Here is a 20,851-nt window from a genome sequence, read left to right as displayed (position 1 = left end):
GTGATTCTTCCTTCTGTGCTCATCCGCCCGAGGGCGGGCTGAGGGTGCCACGGTGGGCTTCCCACGGCCCAGCAGATGGCACTGAGATCTGGGTGTCCGGGCAACGTGCCCGGAAACGGTCCCCTTGCACCAGGTCAGCTGGTGGCAACGCCGCCACCACCCGACTCGAACTGTGCATCGTGAGGGGACGGCCTCGGTTGATCACGCTAGCCCTGCCTGGCGGGCCAGCACTACCCCTACCGACCGATATCCATCCAGAGATGTAGGCCTGACGTCCCCGCGACTACGTCGGCCCCGACTTTCGGTCGAGACAGGTCTCAGATCACGCCCTGGGCGAGCATCGCCTCGGCGACCTGGACGAAGGCCGCCGCGTTAGCCCCCAGCACATAGTTGCCGGGCACGTCATACTCGTCGGCCGTTGCAGCGCAGCGCTCGTGGATGCCGCGCATGATCTCCTCAAGACGCCCCTCGGTGTGCTCGAAGCTCCACGAGTCCCGGGAGGCGTTCTGCTGCATCTCCAGCGCACTTGTCGCCACGCCACCGGCGTTAGCCGCCTTGCCCGGGGCAAAGAGCACCCCGGCCTCGCGGAAGACCTGGACCGCCTCAGGGGTGGTGGGCATGTTGGCGCCCTCGCCGACCGCGACGCAGCCGTTGCGCACCAGCGCCAGAGCACCGGCCCCGTCCAGCTCGTTCTGGGTGGCACAGGGCAGCGCGACCCTGCAGGGCACGTCCCAGATGCTGCCGCCGGCGACGAACCGGGCGCCGCGCTCCTCGGCATACTGCGAGATCCGTGCGCGACGCACCTCCTTGACGTCCTTGAGCAGCTCGACGTCGATGCCGCGCTCGTCATAGACGTAGCCGCTGGAGTCGGAGCAGGCCACGACGGTGCCGCCCAACTGGTGCACCTTCTCCATTGCATAGATCGCGACGTTGCCGGAGCCGGAGACGACGACCTTCTCGCCGTCGAAGGAGCCCCCCTTGGTCCGGAGCATCTCCTCGACGAAGACGGCGGTGCCGTAGCCGGTCGCCTCCCGACGCACCTGCGAGCCGCCCCAACCGATGCCCTTGCCGGTGAGCACGGCCGACTCGTAGCGGTTGGTGATCCGCTTGTACTGGCCGAAAAGGTAGCCGATCTCGCGGCCACCGACACCGATGTCCCCCGCGGGGACGTCGGTGTATTCGCCGATGTGGCGGTAGAGCTCGGTCATGAAGGACTGGCAGAAGCGCATGATCTCCATGTCGGAGCGGTCCTTGGGGTCGAAGTCGGACCCGCCCTTGGCGCCGCCGATCGGCAGACCGGTCAGCGCGTTCTTGAAGATCTGCTCGAAGCCGAGGAACTTCACCGTGCCCAGCAGGACGCTGGGGTGGAAGCGCAGACCGCCCTTGTAGGGGCCGAGCGCCGAGTTGAACTCGACCCGGAACCCGCGGAAGATCTCGATCCGGCCCTTGTCATCGACCCACGGCACGCGGAAGATGATCTGCCGCTCCGGCTCGCACAGCCGCGCAATGACACGGGCATCGCCGTATGCCGGGTGCTTGCGGACCACAGGCCCGAGACTGTCGAGCACCTCGAGCACGGCCTGGTGGAACTCGGTCTCGCCGGGGTTGCGCTGCAGGACCTGGTCGTAGATCGGCTCGAGGGCACTGTCGAGTCGGGTCATCGGGGCTCCTTCGGGGACGAGACTGAAGAGTCAGAATATACGGAAGCGTGCATAGTCATGCAGGAAGAGGTCGGAATGTGACCGACCCAACCTTCCCAGGGGAATCTGTCCGACTTAGTTGATGTTTCAATTCATGAGAGCCAAACAGCCAACAGAGGGAGTCAGCAATGACCAAGATCGCCATCGTCACCGGAAGCATCCGCCCAGGACGCCAGAGCCTGACCGTCGCACGCTGGGTCAAGTCGTTCGCCGACCAGCGCACCGACGCAGAGTTCGAGATCGTCGACATCGCCGACTTCCAGCTGCCGGTGTGGGACGAGGCAGTGCCGCCGTCGATGGCCCCCGGAACCCAGCCGCACAGCAAGGCCTGGTCCTCGCGCATGGATGAGTTCGACGGCTATATCTTCGTCGTCTCCGAATACAACCACTCGATCACTGGCGCTCTGAAGAACGCCATCGACTACCTCAAGCCCGAGTTGCAGAACAAGGCCGCAGGCTTCGTGTCCTATGGCTCGGCCAGCGGCGCACGCGCGGTCGAACACCTCCGCGGCATCCTGTCCGAGCTGCAGGTCGCGCACGTGCGCAACACCGTGCTGCTGTCCCTCTTTGCGGACTTCGAGAACTTCTCGGTCTTCGCTCCGACCGAGCCCGCGGTCGCGTCCGTCGACCCCATGCTCGACCAGGTGCTGACCTGGACCCGGGCGATGGAGGCCGTGCGCGCCGGGCAGTTCACCCTCGCCGAGGTGGCAGCCTGACCACTCCGGAGGGAGCCACGGACCGAGCGTCCGCGGCTTCGGACGTCTCGTCATCCAGCTGACGCCGGCTCGCGCACTCCTCCGCGTTCGACCTCCCGGATGCCTGCCATGGCAGACAAACCAGCGGTCAAAAGCACTAGCCCCCCGCCCGGGCCGCGCAGGTCCCAGCGTTCGACCTCCCAAATGCCCGCCACGGCAGACAAACCAGCGGTCAAAAGCACTAGCCCCCCGCCCGGGCCCCGCGCCCCAGCGCTCTCAGGCCGACTCGCGCACCACCAGGTGCGTCGAGAGCACCTCTGGCTCGACGTCCTGCCCGTCCATGACCCGCAGCAGCAGATCGACCGCACGTGAGGCCATCTCTGAGATCGGGTTGACCACGGTGGTCAGGGTGGGGCGGCTCAGCGTGGCCGCGGTGTTGTCGTCATAGCCCACGACCGCGACGTCGCCGGGCACGGAGCGCCCTGACTGGGCGAGCTCGGCGATCGAGGCGACAGCCATCTGGTCCGAGGCCACGAACAGGCCGTCCAGATCGGGAGCGCGCTCGAGCAGGTGCCGCGTGGCGACCGCTCCCCCGGCAGGCGTGAAGTCTCCGGACTCGACCAGGTCGACCGACAGGCCGGCCGCCACGAGTGCGTTGGTCCACCCGCGCAGCCGGTCCCGCCCCGCGCTCATGTCCTGCGGGCCGGTGACCGTCCCGATCCGGCGACAGCCGCGCTCGATCAGGTGCTGGGCCGCCAGCTCGGCACCCGTGGTGTTGTCCACGTCGACATAGGGCAGCCGGGACGCGTCGGCATACGGTCGACCCAGGAAGACGGAGGGCAGCTTGGTCTCCGCCAGCACCCGCCACAGGTTGTCGTCCTGATGGTGGCTGACCACGATGGCCCCGTCGGTGTGCCCACCGCGCAGGTAGCGCTCCATCCGCCGGTCGTCGTCATCGGGCTTGCCCATCACGAGCACCAGCTGCAACGGCGTGGTGGCCAGCGCTCGCGTCACGCCCCGCAGCAGGCCGGAGAAGAACGGGTCGGTGAAGACACGCTCGTCAGACTCCGGCACGACGACGGCGATCGAGTCCGCGGCCTGGGTGACCAGCCGCCGGGCGGCCCGGTTGGGCCGGTAGCCGAGATCGGCGACGGCAGCACTGACCGCGACCCGGGCCGCTTCACGCACCCGTGGGTCGGCGTTGATCACCCGGGAAGCCGTGGCACGGGACACGCCCGCCTGCCGCGCGACATCCTCCAGGGTGGGAGCGGTGCGCGCGCGCATCGCCACCTCCTTCTCACTCGACCTGGTGTGATCCTGCCACTTCGGCATACCACCGGGCACTGGCCTTGGGGATGCGCTGGAGCGTGTCGTAGTCGACCCGCACGATCCCGAACCGCTTGTCATAACCGAAGGCCCACTCGAAGTTGTCCAGGAGCGACCAGAGGAAGTAGCCCTTCACCTCCACCCCCTGCTCGATCGCGTCATGGACGGCCCCGAGGTGCTCGCGGACATAGCGCAGCCGCTCGTCATCCTGGACGAAACCATCCTGGTCCGGCACATCGTCGTAGGCCGCGCCGTTCTCGGTCACATAAAGCGCAGTGCCGGCCGGACCGGTGTAGTCGCGATCGAGCCGGACGAGCAGTTGGGTCAGCCCCTGGGGCCGCACCTCCCAGCCCATCCCCGTGCGCTCGACGTCAAGCGCCAGGAACTCGACGTGCTCGGACCCCACGCTGTCGCTGGCCGGCCCGTCGGCCCGGGCCTGGTCGGCGGCCGCGTGCGCCTCATCGGGGCCGACGCCGCGCACGGTGTTGCCGCTGTAGTAGTTGACACCGAGGACGTCCGTGGGCGTGCTGATGACCTCTAGGTCTCCATCGACCACTAGGTCGGCCGGCCACAGCTCGCGCACGTCCTCGAGGATGTCCGGAGCGTAGGCGCCGTGGAACAGGGGCTCGGCGAAGTAGCGGTTGCTCAGCCCGTCGATCCGGCGCGCGGCATCCAGGTCACCAGGCTCCTGCGGGTCGGCTGGCGTGACGTCGGCAAAGTTCAGGGTCAGGCCGAGGGTGAGACTGCTGTCGCGCGAGCGCAGGTCCTGCACCGCCAGCCCGTGCCCGAGCATCAGGTGGTGCGCAGCGCGCAGGGCGTCGGCACCGTCGGTCCGTCCGGGCGCGTGCCGCCCTGAGCCATAGCCCAGGAAGGCGCTGCACCACGGCTCGTTGAGGGTGGTCCAGAAGTTGATGCGGTCGCCCAGTGCCGACTGCACCGCCGCCGCATAGTCCACGAAGCGGTATGCCGTGTCGCGGCTCGGCCAGCCCCCTGCGTCCTCGAGGGCCTGGGGAAGGTCCCAGTGATAGAGCGTCAGCCAGGGCACCACGTCGCGGGAGAGCAGCTCGTCGGTGAGGCGGGAGTAGAAGTCGAGTCCCGCCCGGTTGACGGTGCGTCCGTCGGGCATCACCCGTGCCCAGGAGGTCGAGAAGCGGTAGGCGCCCAGGTTGAGCTTCTGCATCAGCGCCACGTCGTCGGCATAACGGTGGTAGTGGTCGCAGGCGACGTCACCGTTGTGGCCCTCGTGCACCCTCCCTGGTGTGCGGGCATAGGTGTCCCAGATGCAGGCGCCGCGGCCGTCCTCCCACGCCGCGCCCTCGACCTGGTAGGCGGCGGTCGCCGAGCCCCACAGGAATCCGTCCGGGAAGGTCTTGGGTGCGCTCATTGCTTGACGGCTCCTTGCATGATGCCGGACACCAGGTGGCGACCGGCGACGACAAACAGGATCAACAGCGGCACGGTGGCCAGCAGGGCCCCGGCCAGGACCAGCGAGTAGTCCACGAAGTGAGCGGCCTGCAGCTGCTGCAGCGCCACCGGCAAGGTGGGGTCCTGGGGGCCCAGGACGATGAACGGCCAGAAGAAGTTGGTCCAGGTGGCCACGAACGTGAACAGCCCGAGCATCGCGGCCGCGGGTCGGGCGGCGACGAGGCCGACGTGCCAGAAGGTGCGGATCATGCTGCACCCGTCAACCCGGGCGGCCTCGATGAGCTCGTCCGGGATCGCCTGCGAGAGATACTGCGTCATCCAGAAGACCCCGAAGGCGGTCACCAGACCGGGCACGATCACCGCGACCAGCTCACCGGTCCAGCCCAGCTTGGCCATCACCTGGAAGAGCGGGACGACGCCGAGCTGGGTGGGCACCGCCATCGTGGCGATCACGAAGACCAGCAGCGGGCCGCGCCCGCGGAACCTCAGCTTGGCGAAGGCATAGCCGGCCAGGGTGGCGAAGAAGACGACCGAGGCCGAGACCACCGTGGAGACCAGGATCGAGTTCCAGGTCGCCCTCCAGAAGGGCACGGTGTCGATGACCGTGGCCGCGTTCTTGACGAAGTTGCCGCCGGGCACGATCGGGAACGCCTCGCGGGAGAGGATGGTGGAGTCGTGGCTGGCGATCAGGAACGACCACCAGAGGGGGAACAGACCGCCGAGTATGACGGCGCCCAGCAGGCCATAGACGAGCCACCCGGGGCGATCGGCATACGACGCGTGACGGCGTGGGGCGGAGCGTCCGCTCACCGGTGCGTCCGGGGCGACGGGCAGCGGGCCGGGTGCCGGTGTCACAGTGCTCATCGCTTGACCTCCGAGGTCGCGATCAGGCGGGTGATGAAGTAGTTGATTAACCCGATGACGCCGATGATCAGGAAGAGCAGGACGGCGATGGCCGAGGCCCGACCGAAGTTGGATCTGGTCCAGCCCTGCTCGTAGAGCAGGATCGTCAGCGTCTGCCACTGCCCGTCGGCGCCGCCGCGGCCGAACTGGTCATAGAGGCGGACCTCGTCAAAGATTTGCAGTCCGCCGATGGTGCTGGTGATGACGATGAAGATGATCGTGGGGCGCAGCAGCGGCACGGTGACCGAGAAGAACTGGCGCACCTTGCCGGCCCCGTCGACCGACGCCTGCTCATAGAGGTCGCGTGGGATGGCCTGCATCGCGGCGAGGAAGATCAGCGCGTTGTAGCCGGTCCAGCGGAAGTTGACCATGGTGGCGATCGCCACGTGGCTGGGCAGCCGTTGGGAGTGCCAGCCGATCGGGTCGATCCCGACGGCGCCGAGGAGGGTGTTGATCAGGCCGAACTTGTCCGCAAAGAGGTTGGAGAAGATCAGGGCTACGGCAACGGGTGCCACGACATACGGCAGGAGGACACCCATCCGCCAGAAGGTCTTGGCCCGCAGGTTGGCGTCGAGCAGGGCGGCGATGGTGATCGCGGCGAGCACCTGCGGCACGGAGGAGAGCACGAAGATGCTGAACGTGTTGACCAGGGCGTTCCAGAAGTCACGCCCACCGAGCACGTCGGTGAAGTTCTTGGCCCCGACGAACTCGCCCTGGCCCATGATCAGGTCCCAGTCGTGGACCGCGACCCAGCCGGTGTAGACCAGCGGGAACAGGCCGGTGACAAAGAACAGGATGAAGAACGGGGAGATATACAGGTAGGGGCTCAGGCGCAGGTCCCACCGGCTGAGCCGGCCCCCGAAGCCGATGCGCTTCGGGGGCGGCTCAGCGTGCTCCGTCGGGGGTCGGAGCGTGGATGTGGTGCTCACCGGTCAGCCCAGCGCCTCCACGTCGGCCACGAACTTGTCCCAGGAGCTCGTGGCGTCGTCGGTGCCATCGACGTCCACCCGGGTCAGGGCGTCCTGCAGGGCCGTGTTGACCGAGAAGTAGTCCGGTCCCTTGTAGGGCTGGAAGGTGATCGCCTTGGCCCGGTCGACGAAGATCTCACCGGTCGGAGCGTTGTTGAAGAAGGCGTTCGTCGAGCTGAGCAGCTCCTCGGACTCCAGCGCGTCGACCTGGCTGGGGAAGGTGCCCTTGGCCTCAAAGGCCTTGATCTGCTGCTCCGGGGCGGTCAGCCAGTTGGCCAGCGCGGTGGCCGCCTCGATGTTGTCGCCCTGGGCGGGGACGGTCAGGTAGGACCCGCCCCAGTTGCCGGCGCCACCGGGGAAGACGTTGGCCACGTCCCAGCCCTCGATGCCTGCGGCGTTGCCCTCGACGATCCCGAGCATCCAGCCCGGGCAGAGCATCGTGGCGAAGGACGACTGCTGGAAGCCGTTGTTCCAGTCAGCGCTCCACTGGCCCAGGCCGGCCGAGAGCTCGTCATCGACAGCTGCGGTGAGGACCTGGTCGTAGAGCGCCTTCACCTCGGGGTTGGTGGTGGCGATGAGCTCGCCGGACTCGTCCTGGTAGGCGACCTCGACCTGGTTGATCATGCCCTGCCAGGTGGCGTTGGCCGAGTCGAACCAGGCGGCGTCCGAGGACGCGACGAACTCCTTGCCGACGTCGAAGTAGTGCTGCCAGTCGCCCTCGAGCAACGTGGCAACCTCATCACGGTCGGTCGGCAGACCGGCCTCGCCAAACAGGTCGGCGCGATAGCAGATCGCCTCCGGGCCGTTGTCTGTGCCGTAGGCCAGGAGCGTGCCGTCGTCGGTGGTGGCGGCGTCGGATTTCCAGTCCTGCCAGCGGCCCTCGACCGAGGGGTCGGTCAGGTCCGTGAACTTGTCGGGATACTGCATGAACTCGACCAGCCAGTCGACCTCGACGGCCTCGATGTCCGATGCTCCCGAGTCAGCACCCAGGCTGTTGCGCAGCGCATCGCGGGCGTTGTCGGCGGTGTCCGCCTTGACGTGCTCGATGGTGATGTTGTCGTGGAGCGACTCGTACTCCTCGAAGAGGTCCTCGTAGCCGAACTCGTTGAAGGTGGCGACGGACAGCGTGATCGGATCGCCACCGCCGTCGCCGCCGGCATCGCCGCTGGTGGCGCCGTTGGTGTTGCCCTCACTTCCTTCGTCGTCGCCGCCTCCGCCGCAGGCGGCGAGGCTGATCGTCAGTGCGGTCATGGTGACCGCGGCGGTGATGGTGCGCCGGGTGGATTGCACTGTGTAACTCCTTTGTCACATGGCGGTGGGCCGCCGGTCAGTGTGCCGGAGACGCTTTGTGAGAGCGCTCTCACGGCCCAGACTGACGCACGGTGAGGCACCTTGTCAAGGGTTCTGCGATCGTGGCCGCGTCCCCAGCACCGATCGCGCCGGCGCGGTGCCCGGACGGCCGTCCGGGCGCGTAGGGTCCGCAGGTGTGAGCACGTCTGTCTGGCGCGTCCCCGGGATGCGGCCGCTGCTGAGCATGAGCTTCCTCGGCTTCTGCGGCTATGCCGCGCTGCTGCCGGTGGCGCCGCTCTGGGCCGTCCGCGGCGGGGCCGATGAGGCGGGGGCCGGCCTGGTCAACGGCGTCTTCATGCTGTTCACGGTGCTGACCCAGCTGCTGGTCCCGACCGCCTTGCGACGGTTCGGGTGGGGGCCGGTCATGGCCGCGGGGATGCTGCTGCTCGGGGTCCCGTCCCTGCTGCACCTGCTCAGCAACGACCTCTGGCCCACCCTGGCGCTCTCGGCGGTGCGCGGCATGGGCTTCGGCGTGCTCACCGTCACCGGCAGCGCAGTGGTGGCCGACCTGGTGCCCACGTCCCAGCGGGGTCGGGCGATCGGGGTCTATGGCCTGGCGATCGCGTCCACGCAGGTCGGTCTGCTGCCCGCCGCCCCCTGGGTCGCCGAGGCTTTAGGCTTCTGGGTGGTCTTCGGGCTGGGCGCGCTGCCCGTGGTCGGTGCCCCGGCTGCTCTCACCCTGGCGCGGCACCTGCACAGCCAACCGGCGGTGGAGGACACCGGTGATCGGGCGCCCTATCTGCGGATGGTCCGACCGATGCTGCTCCTGCTGGGCGTGACCTTGGCGGGTGGGGCGCTGATCACCTTCACCGCGCAGATGAGCAGCAGCTCGGCACTGACGGTGGGCGGGCTCCTGCTCTTCTCGCTGACCGCTGCCGTGTCCCGGTGGCGGATGGGGGCCCTGGCCGACCGGGCCGGGCCCCGGCGGTTCGTCTGGCCCCTGGTGCTGCTCAGTGCCGTGGGGATGGTGCTGATCGCGTGGTCCGTGCGCGACCCTGCGGTCACGGCGACAGCTGCGCTGCTGGGCGGGATGGCCGTCGTGGGAGTCGCCTACGGCGGCCTGCAGAACCTGACCATGCTGATCACTTTTGCCGCGGTGACCCGGCGACACTTCAGCCAGGCCAGCGCCGTGTGGAACATCGGCTTCGACACCGGCACCGGCCTGGGCTCGGTCCTCGTGGGGCTGGTAGCCGCAGGGACGTCGTTCAGCACCGCGATGATGGTCGTGGCCGGGACGAGCCTGGCGACGCTGCCGCTCGCGCTGGTGCGAAGTCGACCGGCCCGACGATGACGGAAGTGCGCCAGTCTGGGCTCAGGCGTCGATGCGGTCGCGGTCCAGCTCGTCGGACCTGGAGATGATGAAGTCCTTGCGCGGGGCGACGTCCGAACCCATCAACAGGTCAAACACCGCCTCCGCCTCCGCCGCGTCGTCGAGGGTGACCCTCCGCAGGGTGCGGTGGCGGGGGTCCATCGTGGTCTCGGCGAGCTGGTCGGCGTCCATCTCGCCCAGCCCCTTGTAACGCTGCATCGGTTGCTTGATCGTGCGGCCCTGCCGGGTCAGGCTGGCCACCGTCTTGCGCATCTCCTGCTCGGAGTAGGTGTAGATCATCTCCCTGGGCCGACGACCGGTGGCGCTGACCTCGATGCGGTGCAGCGGCGGCATCGCGGCAAACACCCGCCCGGCCTCGACGAGGGGACGCATGTAGCGGAAGAAGAGGGTCAGCAGCAGGGTCCGGATGTGGGCGCCGTCCACGTCGGCGTCGGTCATGATGATGACCTTGCCGTAGCGCGCCATCTCGAGGTCGAACGAGCGCCCGGAGCCGGCCCCGATGACCTGGATGATCGCCCCGCACTCGGCGTTGTTGAGCATGTCCGAGACGGAGGCCTTCTGCACGTTGAGGATCTTGCCGCGGATCGGCAGCAGTGCCTGGTAGTCGGAAGTGCGGGCCAGCTTGGCGGTGCCCAGGGCGCTGTCGCCCTCAACGATGAACAGCTCGGTCTTGTCGTGGTCGGTGGAGCGGCAGTCAGCCAGCTTGGCCGGCAGCGAGGAGGACTCCAGCGCGTTCTTGCGACGCTGGGTCTCCTTGTGCGTCCGGGCCGAGATGCGGGACTTCATCTCGGCGACGACCTTCTCCAGGAGCAGGCTCGACTGGCTCTTGAGGTCACGCTTGGTCGAGGTGAGGACCCCGAGCAGCTCCGTCTCGACCACCTTGGACACGATCGAACGGACCGCGCTGGTGCCGAGCACCTCCTTGGTCTGGCCCTCGAACTGGGGCTCGGCCAGGCGGACCGTGACGACCGCGGTCAGGCCTGCCAGGATGTCGTCCTTCTCGACCTTGTCGTTGCCGACCTTGAGGCGGCGCGCGTTGGTCTCGAGCTGCTTCTTGAAGACCTTGAGCACCGCCTGTTCGAAGCCGGCCACGTGCGTGCCGCCCTTGGGCGTGGCGATGATGTTGACGAAGCTGCGGGCCGTGGTCTCATAGCCACTCCCCCAGCGCACCGCGACGTCGACCGCGCAGTCGCGCTCGACCTCCTTGGGCGTCATGTGCCCCTTGGAGTCGAGCACCGGGACGGTCTCGGTGAAGGTTCCGCTGCCCTGCAGCCGCCACGTGTCGGTGACCGGCGGGTCCGCCGCCAGGAACTCGGCGAACTCGGTGATGCCACCGTCATAGGTGAACTCCTCCTGCGAGGGATCCTCCCCCCGCTCGTCCCTCAGCACCATGGTCAGCCCAGGGACCAGGAAGGCGGTCTGCCGGGCCCGGGAGACCAGCTCGTCGTAGGAGAACTGCGCGGACTTCAGGAAGATCTGCTCATCGGCCCAGTAGCGGATGCGGGTGCCCGTCACACCACGCTTCAGACGGCCCTTGGTGCGCAGCTCGGAAGTGCGCTCGAACGGCTCGAACGGGGCGTCCGGGCTCGGCTCGCCACGGTCGGTGAAGACGCCCGGCTCGCCACGGCGGAAGCTCATCAGGTGGGTCTTGCCGCCCCGGTCCACCTCGACGTCGAGTCGTGCGGACAGGGCGTTGACCACCGACGCGCCGACACCGTGCAGACCACCAGAGGCGGTGTAGGAGCCGCCGCCGAACTTGCCACCGGCGTGCAGCTTGGTGAAGACGACCTCGACCCCGGTCAGCCCGGTGCGCGGCTCCACGTCGATCGGGATGCCGCGCCCGTTGTCGCGCACCTCGACCGACCCGTCGGCCAGCAGGATGACCTCGATCCGGTCACCGAACTCGCCCAGCGCCTCGTCGACGGAGTTGTCGATGATCTCCCACAGGCAGTGCATGAGACCGCGGGAGTCGGTCGACCCGACATACATCCCCGGGCGTTTGCGGACTGCCTCCAGGCCCTCGAGAACCTGCAGGTGTCTGGCTGAGTAGTCCTGCGCCACGGGTGAGTGCTCCTTTGTCCAGGGGTCGCAAGCAGGTTAACCCGCGCCGCCGACAGCACCCCGCAGGCGCGGCTGGAGCCGGTTGCGCACCCGTTGTGCCGATAGCGGAAAAGCAACCGTGGACGGCGTTTGAGCGTCACAGGAACAGGACTGCGTGCTTGACTGTTGTGATCAGTGACAGACGAGGCGTTGCGACGAGAGTTAGGGAGATCGACGTGAACACGACCCTTGCACCCGAACTGACGGTGTCTGACCGCTGCGACCGCTGCGGCGCCCAGGCATACATCCGAGCGACGCTTGGCGATGGCCTCGAGCTCCTCTTCTGCGCCCACCACGGGCGCAAGCACATCGAGAAGCTGCGTGACCTCGGCGACGACGTGCGCATCCAGGACGAGAGCCACCGCCTGCACGAGCCCGCAGGCGCCCCGGAGCCCCTGGGCGCGGAGTGAGCGCGGGGTCAACCCGCACCTGAGACACTAACGACCGGTAGCCGGAGGGCTATCGGTCGTTTGTCGTCCGCGGGCGACGTTAACCGCGGGCGTCGCCACGCCAGCAAGGAGTCGCATGTCAGCCGTCGAGTGGATCGTCGCCGCACTCATGGTCGTGGGCCTGATCGGGATCGTCATCCCGGTGCTGCCCGGCCTGCTGCTCATCCTGGTCGGTGTCGTGATCTGGGCCTTCGAGCTGCAGCACGAGGCCGCCTGGTGGGTGATGGGCATCTCGATCGCCCTCTTCCTCGCGTGCATGGTGCTGGAGTTCCTCATCCCCGGCAAGCGGATGCGTCGGGCTGGGGTGCGGACCTCGACCCTGGTCATCGGCGTGCTGGTGGCGATCGTGTGCGCCTTCCTCATCCCCGTGGTGGGGGCCCTGATCGGCTTCCCGCTCGGGATCTACCTGGTCGAGCGGGGGCGCCGCGGCGGCCACGCGCAGGCGTGGAGCGCCACCAAGCATGCTCTCAAGGCGGTCGGCCTCAACATCCTGATCGAGGGCGCGACCGCCGTCATCATCATCGGTCTCTGGGTCGCCGCGGTCATCTTCTGGACCTGATGGAGCGCCGTGGCGGTGACCGCCGCTAGTCCACCAGCTCCTCGCCGGTCATCTCCGGCAGGAACAGGGCGGCCACCATGGCCATCAGGAACGCCGCGCCGAGCACCGCAAAGATCAGCCCCAGGCCCCCGGCCCGGTGCAGCACCGGCACCAGCAGCGGGGCGATGATCGAGGCTATCCGTCCGAAGGCCGCAGCCCAGCCGGCTCCGGTCGCACGGACCTGGGTGGGATAGACCTCTGGCGTCACGGCATACAACGCGCCCCAGGCACCCAGGTTGGCCATCGACAACGCACACCCGGCCACCAGCAGCGTCGTGTCGGACTCGGCCTGCCCGAACGCAACCGCCGACACCGCTGAGGCAGCCAGGAAGGTGGCCAGCGTCGCGCGTCGGCCCCAGACCTCGATCAGGACCGCCGCGAGCGCATAGCCCGGCAGCTGGGCGAGCGTGATGATCAGCGTGAACTGGAAGGACTTGACCAGTGTGAAGCCCTCGGTGAACAGCAGCGAGGGGATCCAGATGAAGGCCCCGTAGTAGGCGAAGTTCACGCCGAACCAGGTCACCCACAGGGCGGTCGTGCGACGCCGCAGCACCGCGCCGAACAGGTCACCGAGGCCCGGCTGGGCAGCCGTCGTGGTTGCCGTGCTCTCGCCGCCCTGCGGCCCTGAGTCGTATGACGTGAGGCCGGGTGACTCCTGCGCCGGCGCCTGCTGCATGGGTGCCGCCACGCCGGCCGACTCCTCAAAGTCACGCACCACGGCCTCAGCCTCGGCGTGGCGGCCCTTGGCCTCCAGGAAGCGGACGGACTCGGGCAGCCCGCGGCGCACGACGACGGCATAGAGGGCGGGGACCACCCCGAGCGCAAACGCCCAGCGCCACCCGTCGTCGGACAGCGGCACCACAAAATAGGCGATGAGCGCGGCGAGCAGCCAGCCCACCGCCCAGAACGCCTCGAGGATGACGACCATCCGCCCGCGGATCTTGGCGGGCGCGAACTCGCTGACCAGCGTCGAGGCCACCGGCAGCTCGGCGCCCAGTCCCAGACCGACGATGAAGCGCAGCACCAGCAGCACGGCCAGCCCACCGGCGAGCGCGGAGGCTCCGGTGGCCAGGCCATAGACCAGCAGCGTCAGCGCAAAGACGGACCGCCGGCCGATGCGGTCGGCGAGCAGGCCGCCGAGAGAGGCGCCCAGGGCCATCCCGACGAAGCCGATGGACCCCAGCCAGCTGACCTCCGTCGGGGACAGCGCCCACTGGCCGATCAGCGCGGCCATGATGAAGGAGATCAGGCCGACGTCCATGGCGTCCAGCGCCCAGCCGATGCCGGAGCCGAGGACCAGTCGCCCGTGCTTGCGGGTGAACGGCAGCCGGTCCAACCTCTCGGGCCGGGTGAGCGCTTCAGAGGACGACGGCGTCGCTGAGGTCATTCGCACAGTGAACCGCACGCGCCGTCACCAGGACCATGCCAGAGGACCGCACGTGGTGAGGCTCACATCGTGGGGAGCCCTTCGCGGCCTATCTCAGAGGGCGGGCTCCTCTGCCCGGGCAAAGGTCAGCGTCTCGCCGCGGGCCCCGCCCATCCAGACGTCCTGGCAGGCGGCCGCCATGGCCTCCATGCCCTCGACCACCTCGCCGAAGACGTTGCCGGGCACCCACCCCTGGTCGCCGTTGATCAACAGGTTGTTGCGGCCATAGAACAGCGCCAGGTCGACCAGTCCCCCACTGGCCCGGTGCTCCTCCTCGGTCTCATAGCCATAGGCCGGGTTGCCGAGGTCGTCGCCGCTGAAGCTGAACCAGCACAGGTCTCCGGTGAAGGGCGTGATCGTGGTGTTCTCCTTGCCCGGGTCCTGCGGGGCGAAGGCCGGGAAGAGCGCATAGATCTCGTTGCGGGCGTATTTGCCGTGGAAGACCGCAGAGCTCAGCGGCAGTGCGTCCCAGACGGCGGCGCAGGTGCGGGGGGCTGCCTCCTCGAGGAGGCGGGCGGTGCAGCTCACGCCGCGCGAGTCCAGGCTGACCGTGATGTAGCGGGGCATGCTCACTCCTGGTGGTGGGTGTCGGTCGCGTTGTGCCGCAACAGGGTCGGGACGCAACGGTGCCAGTCGGTCAGCGCCTCGTAGGCCTGCCCCACCCGGAGCACGAGCGCGTCGGCATGCCGCGCCCCGACCACCTGCAGGCCGACCGGTCGCTCGTCGGCGGTGAAGCCACAGGGCACGGACAGCGCGGGTTGCTGCGTCAGGTTGAACGGATAGGTGTATGGCGTCCAGCTGGTCCACAGGTCGCTGGCCCACCCGTCGGGGGCCGGCTGACCGACCGGAAACGCGGCGATCGGCATGGTGGGGGTCAGCAGCACGTCATGGGTCTCGTGGAAGGCCCCCATCGTCCTGCCCAGGTCCATCCGGACGGCCACCGCGTCCAGGAAGTGCGAGGCGCTGACGCCGAGCCCGAAGGAGCGGATCGCCTCGGCCAGACCGGGGTCGATCTGCTCGATCGCCCCCGGGCCGTAGCCCTCGAGGACCTTGGCGGCGCCGGTGAACCACAGCACGTGGAAGGCATCGACCGGGTCGTCGATCCCAGGGTCGATCTCCTCGACCTCGGCTCCGGCCCGCGCGAGGATCTCGGCCGCCGCGCGCACGGCTGCCTCGACCTCCGGGTCGTTGGTGACGTCGAAGCCGAGGGTCGGTGAGAAGGCGATCCGCAGACCGCGCACCCCGGCGTCCAGGCCTTCGAGGAACGAGCTCGTCGGCGGCGCCTCGGCGGACCAGTCGCGGGAGTCGGGGCCGCTGAGGATGTCGAGCAGGAACGCCGCGTCGCGCACCGAGCGGGTCATCGGGCCGGCGTGCGCGACCGTGCCATACGGGCTGGAGGGGAACATCGGCACCCGACCATAGGTGCCTTTGAGCGCGACCGTCCCGGTGAACGAGGCCGGGATCCGCACCGACCCGCCGCCGTCGGTCCCCGGCGCCCAGACTCCCATCCCCAGCCCGACCGCGGCAGCAGCGCCACCGCTGGAACCACCCGCGGTGAGCTCAGCACCCCACGGGTTGCCGGTCGCCCCGTGGCGCAGCGAGTCGGTCACGCCCTTCCAGGCGAACTCGGGGGCGGTGTTCTTGCCCAGCAGGACGGACCCGCTCTCGCGCAGCCGCGCGACGGCCGGAGCATCGTCGGGCCAGGGGCCGGCCTCCTCGATCAGCCGGCTCCCGCGCAGAGTGGGCCAGCCCCGGGTGAGCAGGATGTCCTTGATGGTCGTCGGCACGCCGTCGGCCGGCCCGAGCGGACTGCCCTGCTCCCACCGCCGGGCCGAGGCCCGGGCTGCCTCCAGCGCGCCCTCCGCGTCGACCAGCACCATCGCGTTGACCTGCTCGTCATGGGCCTCGATGGCCGCGAGCGCGTCATGCGTGACCGCGACCGGGTCGATCGACCCGTCGGCGAAGCCGGCCACCAGCTCGGTGGCCGAGCGCATCGACAGCCCAGCGCCAGGGCGAGAACCCTGGTCGGTGGCCGCCGCCTGGCCGGTCGTCTGCCCGGGGGTCATCCCGCACTCCTCACGTAACCCAGCTCCTTGTCCACCACGTTGTGCAGGTCGGCCCCGTCCAGCCACCGCAGGGCGTTGTCCACGAACTGACGGGCCAGGGCGTCCCGCCAGCCGACGACGTCACCGGACAGGTGCGCCGAGATCACCAGACCCGGACAGTCCCACAGCGGCGACTGCGGCGGCAGCGGCTCGGTCACGAAGACGTCGAGGCTGGCTCCCCCCAGGTGCCGGCCCTCGAGCGCAGCGACCAGGTCCGCCTCCACCACGCTCTCGCCGCGGCCGATGTTGACGAAGTGCGCGCCCGGTGCCATGGCATCGAAGACCGAGGCGTCGAACAGGCCGCGGGTCTGCTCAGTCAGGGGGGTGGCGTTGATGACGTGGTCGGCCCACCCGACATGCTCGGGCAGGTGCGCGCTGGACACCACGGTCCCCAGGTCCGGGTCGTGCTCCCGCTCTCGGCGCCCTGCGCCGCGCACCTGCATGCCGACCGCGCGCAGCAGCCGCGCGATCTCCCGGGCGATGGCTCCCGTGCCCACCACCAGCGCGGTCGCCCCCTGGACCGAGGCCGTCTCACGGTGCTCCCAGATGTGCTGGCGCTGCAGCTCGGCGCTCTCGTGCAGCCGCTTGGCCCGGGCCAGCACCGCACCCAGGACGAACTCGGCGATCGGCCGGTCGAAGGTGCCACGAGCGTTGGTGACCACGACCGGGGAGTCACGCAGCGCCGGGAAGAGCAGCTTGTCCACGCCGGCCGCGGCCACATGGACCCACTCCAGGTCCTCGCAGTGCTCCCAGACCTGCTCCAGGCTCGAGGAGAAGAAGTCCCACAAGAACAGGGCGCGCGCGCCCTGGACCGCCTCCGCCAGACCCGCCTCGTCGGCGACCCTGATCTGGACCCGGTCCTCTAGCGGCTCGAGGTGCGGGGGGAGGTCGTCCGCATGGCGTCCGAGGACGGCCAGGACGGGCAGATCCGCGTCCCGCACGGGCGGCTGAGTCACGTGCTCAAGGTACGAACGGTTCGTCGGATTGTCAACAATCAGGGAAAGGCGGCACGATGGCCTCGTGACCCGTGACCACGATGGCATCCACCTGGTGCCCGGGGGCCCCGAGCTGCCCGATGCCCTCGCCCTGGACGCTCCCCCAGCGCCCGCTGCTCCACCCCTGTCCCAGCACCCCACCGCCGCGCTGATCGGCCGCTTGGGCATCGGCATCGTCGCCCCTTATGACTTCGCGCTGGACCGAGAGCTCTGGCGGTGGGTGCCCGACCACGTCACCCTGCACCTGACCCGCACGCCCTATGAGGACCTGCCGGTCAGCCTGGAGCAGGCCCGTCTCATCGGGGTGCCCTCGATGGTCGCCGACCGCGCCCACGACCTGGTCGAGATCCAGCCCGACGCCATCGTCTATGCCTGCACCGCAGGCAGTTTCGTGCGCGGACAGCTGGGTCAGGCCGAGATCGTCGAGGCGCTGCTGGGCACCGGCATCCCGGCAGCGGTCACGACCAGCGGTGCCCTCCTGGCCGCGCTGGAGGCGCTGGACATCCACTCCCTGTCGGTCGCCACGCCATACGACGACGAGATCGGCGACGCCCTGCGGCACTTCCTCGACTCCGCCGGGGTGCAGGTCAACGGCAGCCACAACCTGGGCCTGCACCGGCAGATCTGGACGGTGCCCTACGGGGTGACCGCCGACCTGGTCCGCCGGTGCGTCCGGCCCGGGGACGAGGCGGTCTTCGTCTCCTGCACCAACCTGCCGACGTATGACGTGATCGCACCGTTGGAGGCCGAGCTCGGCATCCCGGTGCTCACCGCAAACCAGGTCACCATGTGGGCGGCGCTGCGCGCGCTCGCCACCTCGGCGGTCGGCCCGGACCAGCGCCTTATCACCGAAGGAGTGTCGTGACCACGATCTCGCCCGCCCTGCCCTACCCCGGCGCGTCTGACCAGGCCACTCCCGAGGAGACCGACCCACAGGGTGTGTTCTCTCTGACGGAGTATGCCGACCGGCTGGCCCGCGTCCAGGAGCTGATGCACGAGCGCGGCATGGCCAGCCTGGTCGTGGTCGACCCGGCCAACCTCTTCTATCTGACCGGCTACAACGCGTGGTCGTTCTATATGCCGCAGGCGATCATCGTGCCTGCGGCAGGTCCGGCGCACCTGTTTGCCCGCGCGATGGACGCCCAGGGCGCACACCACACGTGCTGTCTGGGCCCGGAGCAGATCCACGGCTATCCCGAGCACTACGTGCACCGACCCGATATCCACCCGTGGGACTGGATCACCGAGCGGGCGCTCGAGATCGGCGTGCTCGAGGACGGGGCCGAGGTGGTCATCGGCGTCGAGACCGACGCGCACTTCTTCTCGCCGCGCGGGTTCCTGGCGCTGCACGGCCGGATCCGGCAGGCCTCGCTCATCGACAGCCACGAGCTGGTGAACTGGGTGCGGGTGATCAAGAGCCCGCAGGAGCAGACGAAGCTGCTGCTGGCCGGTCGGATCGCCACGGCCGCCATGACGATCGGCCTCGAGGGCGTGCTGGCCGGGGCACCGCAGTATGAGGTGGTCTCCGAGATCCAGCGCGCCCAGGCCTTCGGCACACCAGGGGTCGGGGGCGACTACCCCGCCATCGTGCCGATGCTGCCGACCGGCGCGTCGGCCGGGACGCCTCACCTGACCTGGAGCCAGCAGTCGCTGCGCTCCGGCGAGGCCACGACCATCGAGCTGGCCGGCGTCCACGACCGCTATCACGCCCCGCTGGCACGCACCGTCAGCCTGGGCGAGCCGACGCCACGGCTGCGGGACTGCTCCGAGGCTGTCGCCGAGGGACTGACTGCCGCGCTGGACATCTTCACCCCCGGCACGACCGGGCGCGAGGTGCACGCCGCGTTCATCGCCTGCATCGAGCGGCGGGGGTTCTTCAAGGAGTCACGGATCGGCTACTCGATCGGCATCGGCTATCCCCCGGACTGGGGCGAGCGCACCGTCAGCCTGCGCGCGGAGGAGGAGACCCCGCTGGCCGCGGGCATGGCCTTCCACATCATCCTGGGCATGTGGCAGGACAACTGGGGTTACGAGACCTCCGAGTCGGTGTTGCTGACCCCGACCGGGCACGCGCTGCTCACCGACGTCCCCCAGGGGCTGCTGGTGAAACCCTGACTGAGACGCTGGGACGACCGCCGCCCCACGACATACGCAACCCACGACATACGCAACCCACCCCGACCAAAGGACTGATCCAGGTGACCACCACCGACCTGCAGAGCCGGATGGCAGCCCGTGCCAGCCACATGATCGGCAGCCCGATCGACTCCAGCACCTCCCTGCTGGCCGCGCAGACCCACGACATCGTGCGCTTCGCCATGGGCAGTCCGGCGGCCGAGGCGATCCCCACCGAGGTGCTCACCGAGATCGCGGCGACCGAGCTCAAGGGTGCCGACGCCTTCGACTATGCGGCGACCGAGGGTGACCCGAGCATCCGCGAGGCGCTCCTGCGCGCGCTGGAGGGCACCAGCGACGAGACGAGCGCCGACCGGCTGACCATCACCGCCGGCGGGATGCAGGGGCTTGATCTGGCCTGCAAGCTCTTCGTCGACCCCGGTGACCTCGTCGTGGTCGAGTCCCCGACCTACACCAACGGCAGCGGCACCGCGCTGTCCTACCAGGCCGAGCTGCTCGAGGTGCCGGTCGACACGGACGGCATGGACGTGGAGTTCCTGGCGCAGGAGGTCGAGCGCACCGGTCGGGCGCCCAAGGCGATCTACACCGTCCCGACCTTCCAGAACCCCTCGGGCACCACGATGAGCCTGGAGCGCCGGCGCCGCCTGCTCGAGCTGGCCCTGAGGTGGGGCAGCGTGGTCATCGACGACGACCCCTACGGACTGCTGCGCTTTGCCGGGACCGACGTGCCGACCCTGCACGAGCTCGCGGAGGGTGACCCGCTGGTCTTCTCGGTCCGCACGTTCAGCAAGATCATCGCGCCCGGGCTGCGCGTGGGCTGGGTCGACGCCGATCCCAGCCTCCAGCCGCTGCTCATCGCCGCCAAGCAGGCGATGGACACCTGCACCAACCTGCCCGCCCAGCGTCTGGTGGCCGGGTTCCTGCGCGAGGGGCACCTGGCGGACCACCTCGTCACCCAGCGGGCTGAGTACCAGCGCCGCAAGGTCGCGATGCAGGAGTCGCTCAGCGAGCACTTCGCCGACCTGGCGCACTGGACCGACCCCGAGGGCGGCTTCTTCCTCTGGGTCAGCTTCGACCAGCCGGTCGACACCGAGGCGCTCTTCGAGGTGGCCCTGGCGGAGGGCGTGGCCTACATCCCCGGCAACGCCTTCTCCCCCGCCAAGCGCTTCCCCCACGACCTGCGGCTCTGCTTCGCGTCGACGGCACCGGACCGGATCCGCGAAGGGGTGGCCCGGCTGCGCGCCGCCGTCGACCGGTTGCGGGAGAGCACCGCGTGACCGTGCCGGAGTCGTCGTCGCTAGCGTCAGCACCAGCCTCACCGTCGTCAGCGTCGTCAGCGTCACCG

The 20,851-nt window shown here is 69.2% G+C and carries 18 protein-coding genes; 7 read left to right on the top strand and 11 right to left on the bottom strand.

Features of this window, described 5'->3' with window-relative positions; translation table 11 throughout:
* Positions 1-317 precede the first annotated feature (317 nt).
* Positions 318-1,661, bottom strand: a complete 1,344-nt coding sequence (gene gdhA, locus NF557_RS06750; RefSeq protein WP_252622906.1) for an NADP-specific glutamate dehydrogenase — start codon at positions 1,659-1,661, stop codon at positions 318-320.
* Positions 1,662-1,828: 167 nt separating this feature from the next.
* Here gdhA and NF557_RS06745 point away from each other — a divergent pair, with 167 nt between their 5' ends.
* Entirely contained in the window at positions 1,829-2,416 is a 588-nt protein-coding gene (locus NF557_RS06745; RefSeq protein WP_252622904.1) for an NADPH-dependent FMN reductase, read from the top strand.
* Positions 2,417-2,671: 255 nt separating this feature from the next.
* Here NF557_RS06745 and NF557_RS06740 read toward each other — a convergent pair whose 3' ends face one another.
* From NF557_RS06740 to NF557_RS06720, 5 genes are read right to left on the bottom strand one after another with little or no spacing between them, the layout of a single operon-like run.
* Positions 2,672-3,679: a LacI family DNA-binding transcriptional regulator gene (locus NF557_RS06740; protein ID WP_252622902.1), complete on the bottom strand. Its 1,008-nt coding sequence runs from the start codon at positions 3,677-3,679 to the stop codon at positions 2,672-2,674.
* Between the two features lie 13 nt (positions 3,680-3,692).
* Positions 3,693-5,105: a GH1 family beta-glucosidase gene (locus NF557_RS06735; protein ID WP_252622901.1), complete on the bottom strand. Its 1,413-nt coding sequence runs from the start codon at positions 5,103-5,105 to the stop codon at positions 3,693-3,695.
* Positions 5,102-6,010, bottom strand: a complete 909-nt coding sequence (locus NF557_RS06730; protein ID WP_252622891.1) for a carbohydrate ABC transporter permease — start codon at positions 6,008-6,010, stop codon at positions 5,102-5,104. Before NF557_RS06730 ends, NF557_RS06735 begins: the two co-directional genes overlap by 4 nt.
* Positions 6,007-6,978, bottom strand: coding sequence for a carbohydrate ABC transporter permease (locus NF557_RS06725; protein ID WP_252622889.1), 972 nt, complete (start codon positions 6,976-6,978; stop codon positions 6,007-6,009). The genes NF557_RS06730 and NF557_RS06725 overlap by 4 nt, the downstream gene beginning before the upstream one ends.
* Before the next feature lie 3 nt (positions 6,979-6,981).
* Positions 6,982-8,268, bottom strand: a complete 1,287-nt coding sequence (locus NF557_RS06720; protein WP_306254956.1) for an ABC transporter substrate-binding protein — start codon at positions 8,266-8,268, stop codon at positions 6,982-6,984.
* A gap of 235 nt (positions 8,269-8,503) precedes the next feature.
* Between NF557_RS06720 and NF557_RS06715 the strand changes: the two genes are divergently transcribed.
* Positions 8,504-9,658 (top strand): MFS transporter, encoded by a 1,155-nt coding sequence (locus tag NF557_RS06715; protein WP_252622879.1) that lies wholly within the window; start codon positions 8,504-8,506, stop codon positions 9,656-9,658.
* A 21-nt stretch (positions 9,659-9,679) separates the two neighbouring features.
* Here the strand turns inward: NF557_RS06715 and NF557_RS06710 are convergent, their stop codons facing one another.
* On the bottom strand, positions 9,680-11,758 hold the full coding sequence (locus NF557_RS06710) for a DNA gyrase/topoisomerase IV subunit B (RefSeq protein ID WP_252622877.1): 2,079 nt from the start codon (positions 11,756-11,758) through the stop codon (positions 9,680-9,682).
* A 215-nt stretch (positions 11,759-11,973) separates the two neighbouring features.
* Here NF557_RS06710 and NF557_RS06705 point away from each other — a divergent pair, with 215 nt between their 5' ends.
* Both NF557_RS06705 and NF557_RS06700 read left to right on the top strand, forming a co-directional pair.
* The gene (locus tag NF557_RS06705; protein ID WP_252622875.1) at positions 11,974-12,207 is read left to right on the top strand and encodes a DUF7455 domain-containing protein; all 234 of its coding nucleotides are present in this window, start codon (positions 11,974-11,976) and stop codon (positions 12,205-12,207) included.
* A 115-nt stretch (positions 12,208-12,322) separates the two neighbouring features.
* Entirely contained in the window at positions 12,323-12,805 is a 483-nt protein-coding gene (locus tag NF557_RS06700; RefSeq protein WP_252622873.1) for a DUF456 domain-containing protein, read from the top strand.
* 25 nt (positions 12,806-12,830) lie between these two features.
* Here the strand turns inward: NF557_RS06700 and NF557_RS06695 are convergent, their stop codons facing one another.
* The 4 genes from NF557_RS06695 to NF557_RS06680 all read right to left on the bottom strand — a co-directional run bounded on the left by NF557_RS06695 (position 12,831) and on the right by NF557_RS06680 (position 17,331).
* Positions 12,831-14,231 (bottom strand): MFS transporter, encoded by a 1,401-nt coding sequence (locus NF557_RS06695; RefSeq protein ID WP_252622872.1) that lies wholly within the window; start codon positions 14,229-14,231, stop codon positions 12,831-12,833.
* A 93-nt stretch (positions 14,232-14,324) separates the two neighbouring features.
* The gene (locus NF557_RS06690; protein WP_252622870.1) at positions 14,325-14,837 is read right to left on the bottom strand and encodes a DUF3830 family protein; all 513 of its coding nucleotides are present in this window, start codon (positions 14,835-14,837) and stop codon (positions 14,325-14,327) included.
* A gap of 2 nt (positions 14,838-14,839) precedes the next feature.
* A complete protein-coding gene (locus NF557_RS06685; protein WP_252622868.1) occupies positions 14,840-16,336 on the bottom strand; it encodes an amidase in 1,497 nt (498 codons plus the stop codon).
* On the bottom strand, positions 16,333-17,331 hold the full coding sequence (locus NF557_RS06680; protein WP_252622866.1) for a D-2-hydroxyacid dehydrogenase: 999 nt from the start codon (positions 17,329-17,331) through the stop codon (positions 16,333-16,335). Before NF557_RS06680 ends, NF557_RS06685 begins: the two co-directional genes overlap by 4 nt.
* Positions 17,332-17,395: 64 nt before the next feature.
* Here NF557_RS06680 and NF557_RS06675 point away from each other — a divergent pair, with 64 nt between their 5' ends.
* From NF557_RS06675 to NF557_RS06665, 3 genes are all read left to right on the top strand, one after another.
* Positions 17,396-18,235 carry a maleate cis-trans isomerase family protein gene (locus NF557_RS06675; protein WP_252622864.1) on the top strand — a complete coding sequence of 280 codons (840 nt, stop codon included), beginning with the start codon at positions 17,396-17,398 and terminating at the stop codon, positions 18,233-18,235.
* Positions 18,232-19,485 carry a M24 family metallopeptidase gene (locus tag NF557_RS06670; RefSeq protein ID WP_252622861.1) on the top strand — a complete coding sequence of 418 codons (1,254 nt, stop codon included), beginning with the start codon at positions 18,232-18,234 and terminating at the stop codon, positions 19,483-19,485. The genes NF557_RS06675 and NF557_RS06670 overlap by 4 nt, the downstream gene beginning before the upstream one ends.
* Before the next feature lie 110 nt (positions 19,486-19,595).
* Positions 19,596-20,783 (top strand): aminotransferase-like domain-containing protein, encoded by a 1,188-nt coding sequence (locus tag NF557_RS06665; RefSeq protein ID WP_252623985.1) that lies wholly within the window; start codon positions 19,596-19,598, stop codon positions 20,781-20,783.
* The last annotated feature ends 68 nt before the right edge of the window (positions 20,784-20,851 follow it).

The organism is Ornithinimicrobium cryptoxanthini (assembly GCF_023923205.1).
In the GTDB taxonomy this organism is placed as follows: Bacteria; Actinomycetota; Actinomycetes; order Actinomycetales; family Dermatophilaceae; genus Ornithinicoccus; species Ornithinicoccus cryptoxanthini.
The sequence above is the reverse complement of the archived record's forward strand: the minus strand, read 5'-3'. Positions and strand labels throughout refer to the sequence as shown.

Coding starts and splice junctions, on each gene's coding strand:
- gdhA (WP_252622906.1), bottom strand. CDS start 1,661: ATGACCCGACTCGACAGTGCCCTCGAGCCGATCTACGACCAGGTCCTG.
- NF557_RS06745 (WP_252622904.1), top strand. CDS start 1,829: ATGACCAAGATCGCCATCGTCACCGGAAGCATCCGCCCAGGACGCCAG.
- NF557_RS06740 (WP_252622902.1), bottom strand. CDS start 3,679: ATGCGCGCGCGCACCGCTCCCACCCTGGAGGATGTCGCGCGGCAGGCG.
- NF557_RS06735 (WP_252622901.1), bottom strand. CDS start 5,105: ATGAGCGCACCCAAGACCTTCCCGGACGGATTCCTGTGGGGCTCGGCG.
- NF557_RS06730 (WP_252622891.1), bottom strand. CDS start 6,010: ATGAGCACTGTGACACCGGCACCCGGCCCGCTGCCCGTCGCCCCGGAC.
- NF557_RS06720 (WP_306254956.1), bottom strand. CDS start 8,268: ATGACCGCACTGACGATCAGCCTCGCCGCCTGCGGCGGAGGCGGCGAC.
- NF557_RS06700 (WP_252622873.1), top strand. CDS start 12,323: ATGTCAGCCGTCGAGTGGATCGTCGCCGCACTCATGGTCGTGGGCCTG.
- NF557_RS06695 (WP_252622872.1), bottom strand. CDS start 14,231: ATGACCTCAGCGACGCCGTCGTCCTCTGAAGCGCTCACCCGGCCCGAG.
- NF557_RS06690 (WP_252622870.1), bottom strand. CDS start 14,837: ATGCCCCGCTACATCACGGTCAGCCTGGACTCGCGCGGCGTGAGCTGC.
- NF557_RS06685 (WP_252622868.1), bottom strand. CDS start 16,336: ATGACCCCCGGGCAGACGACCGGCCAGGCGGCGGCCACCGACCAGGGT.
- NF557_RS06665 (WP_252623985.1), top strand. CDS start 19,596: ATGGCAGCCCGTGCCAGCCACATGATCGGCAGCCCGATCGACTCCAGC.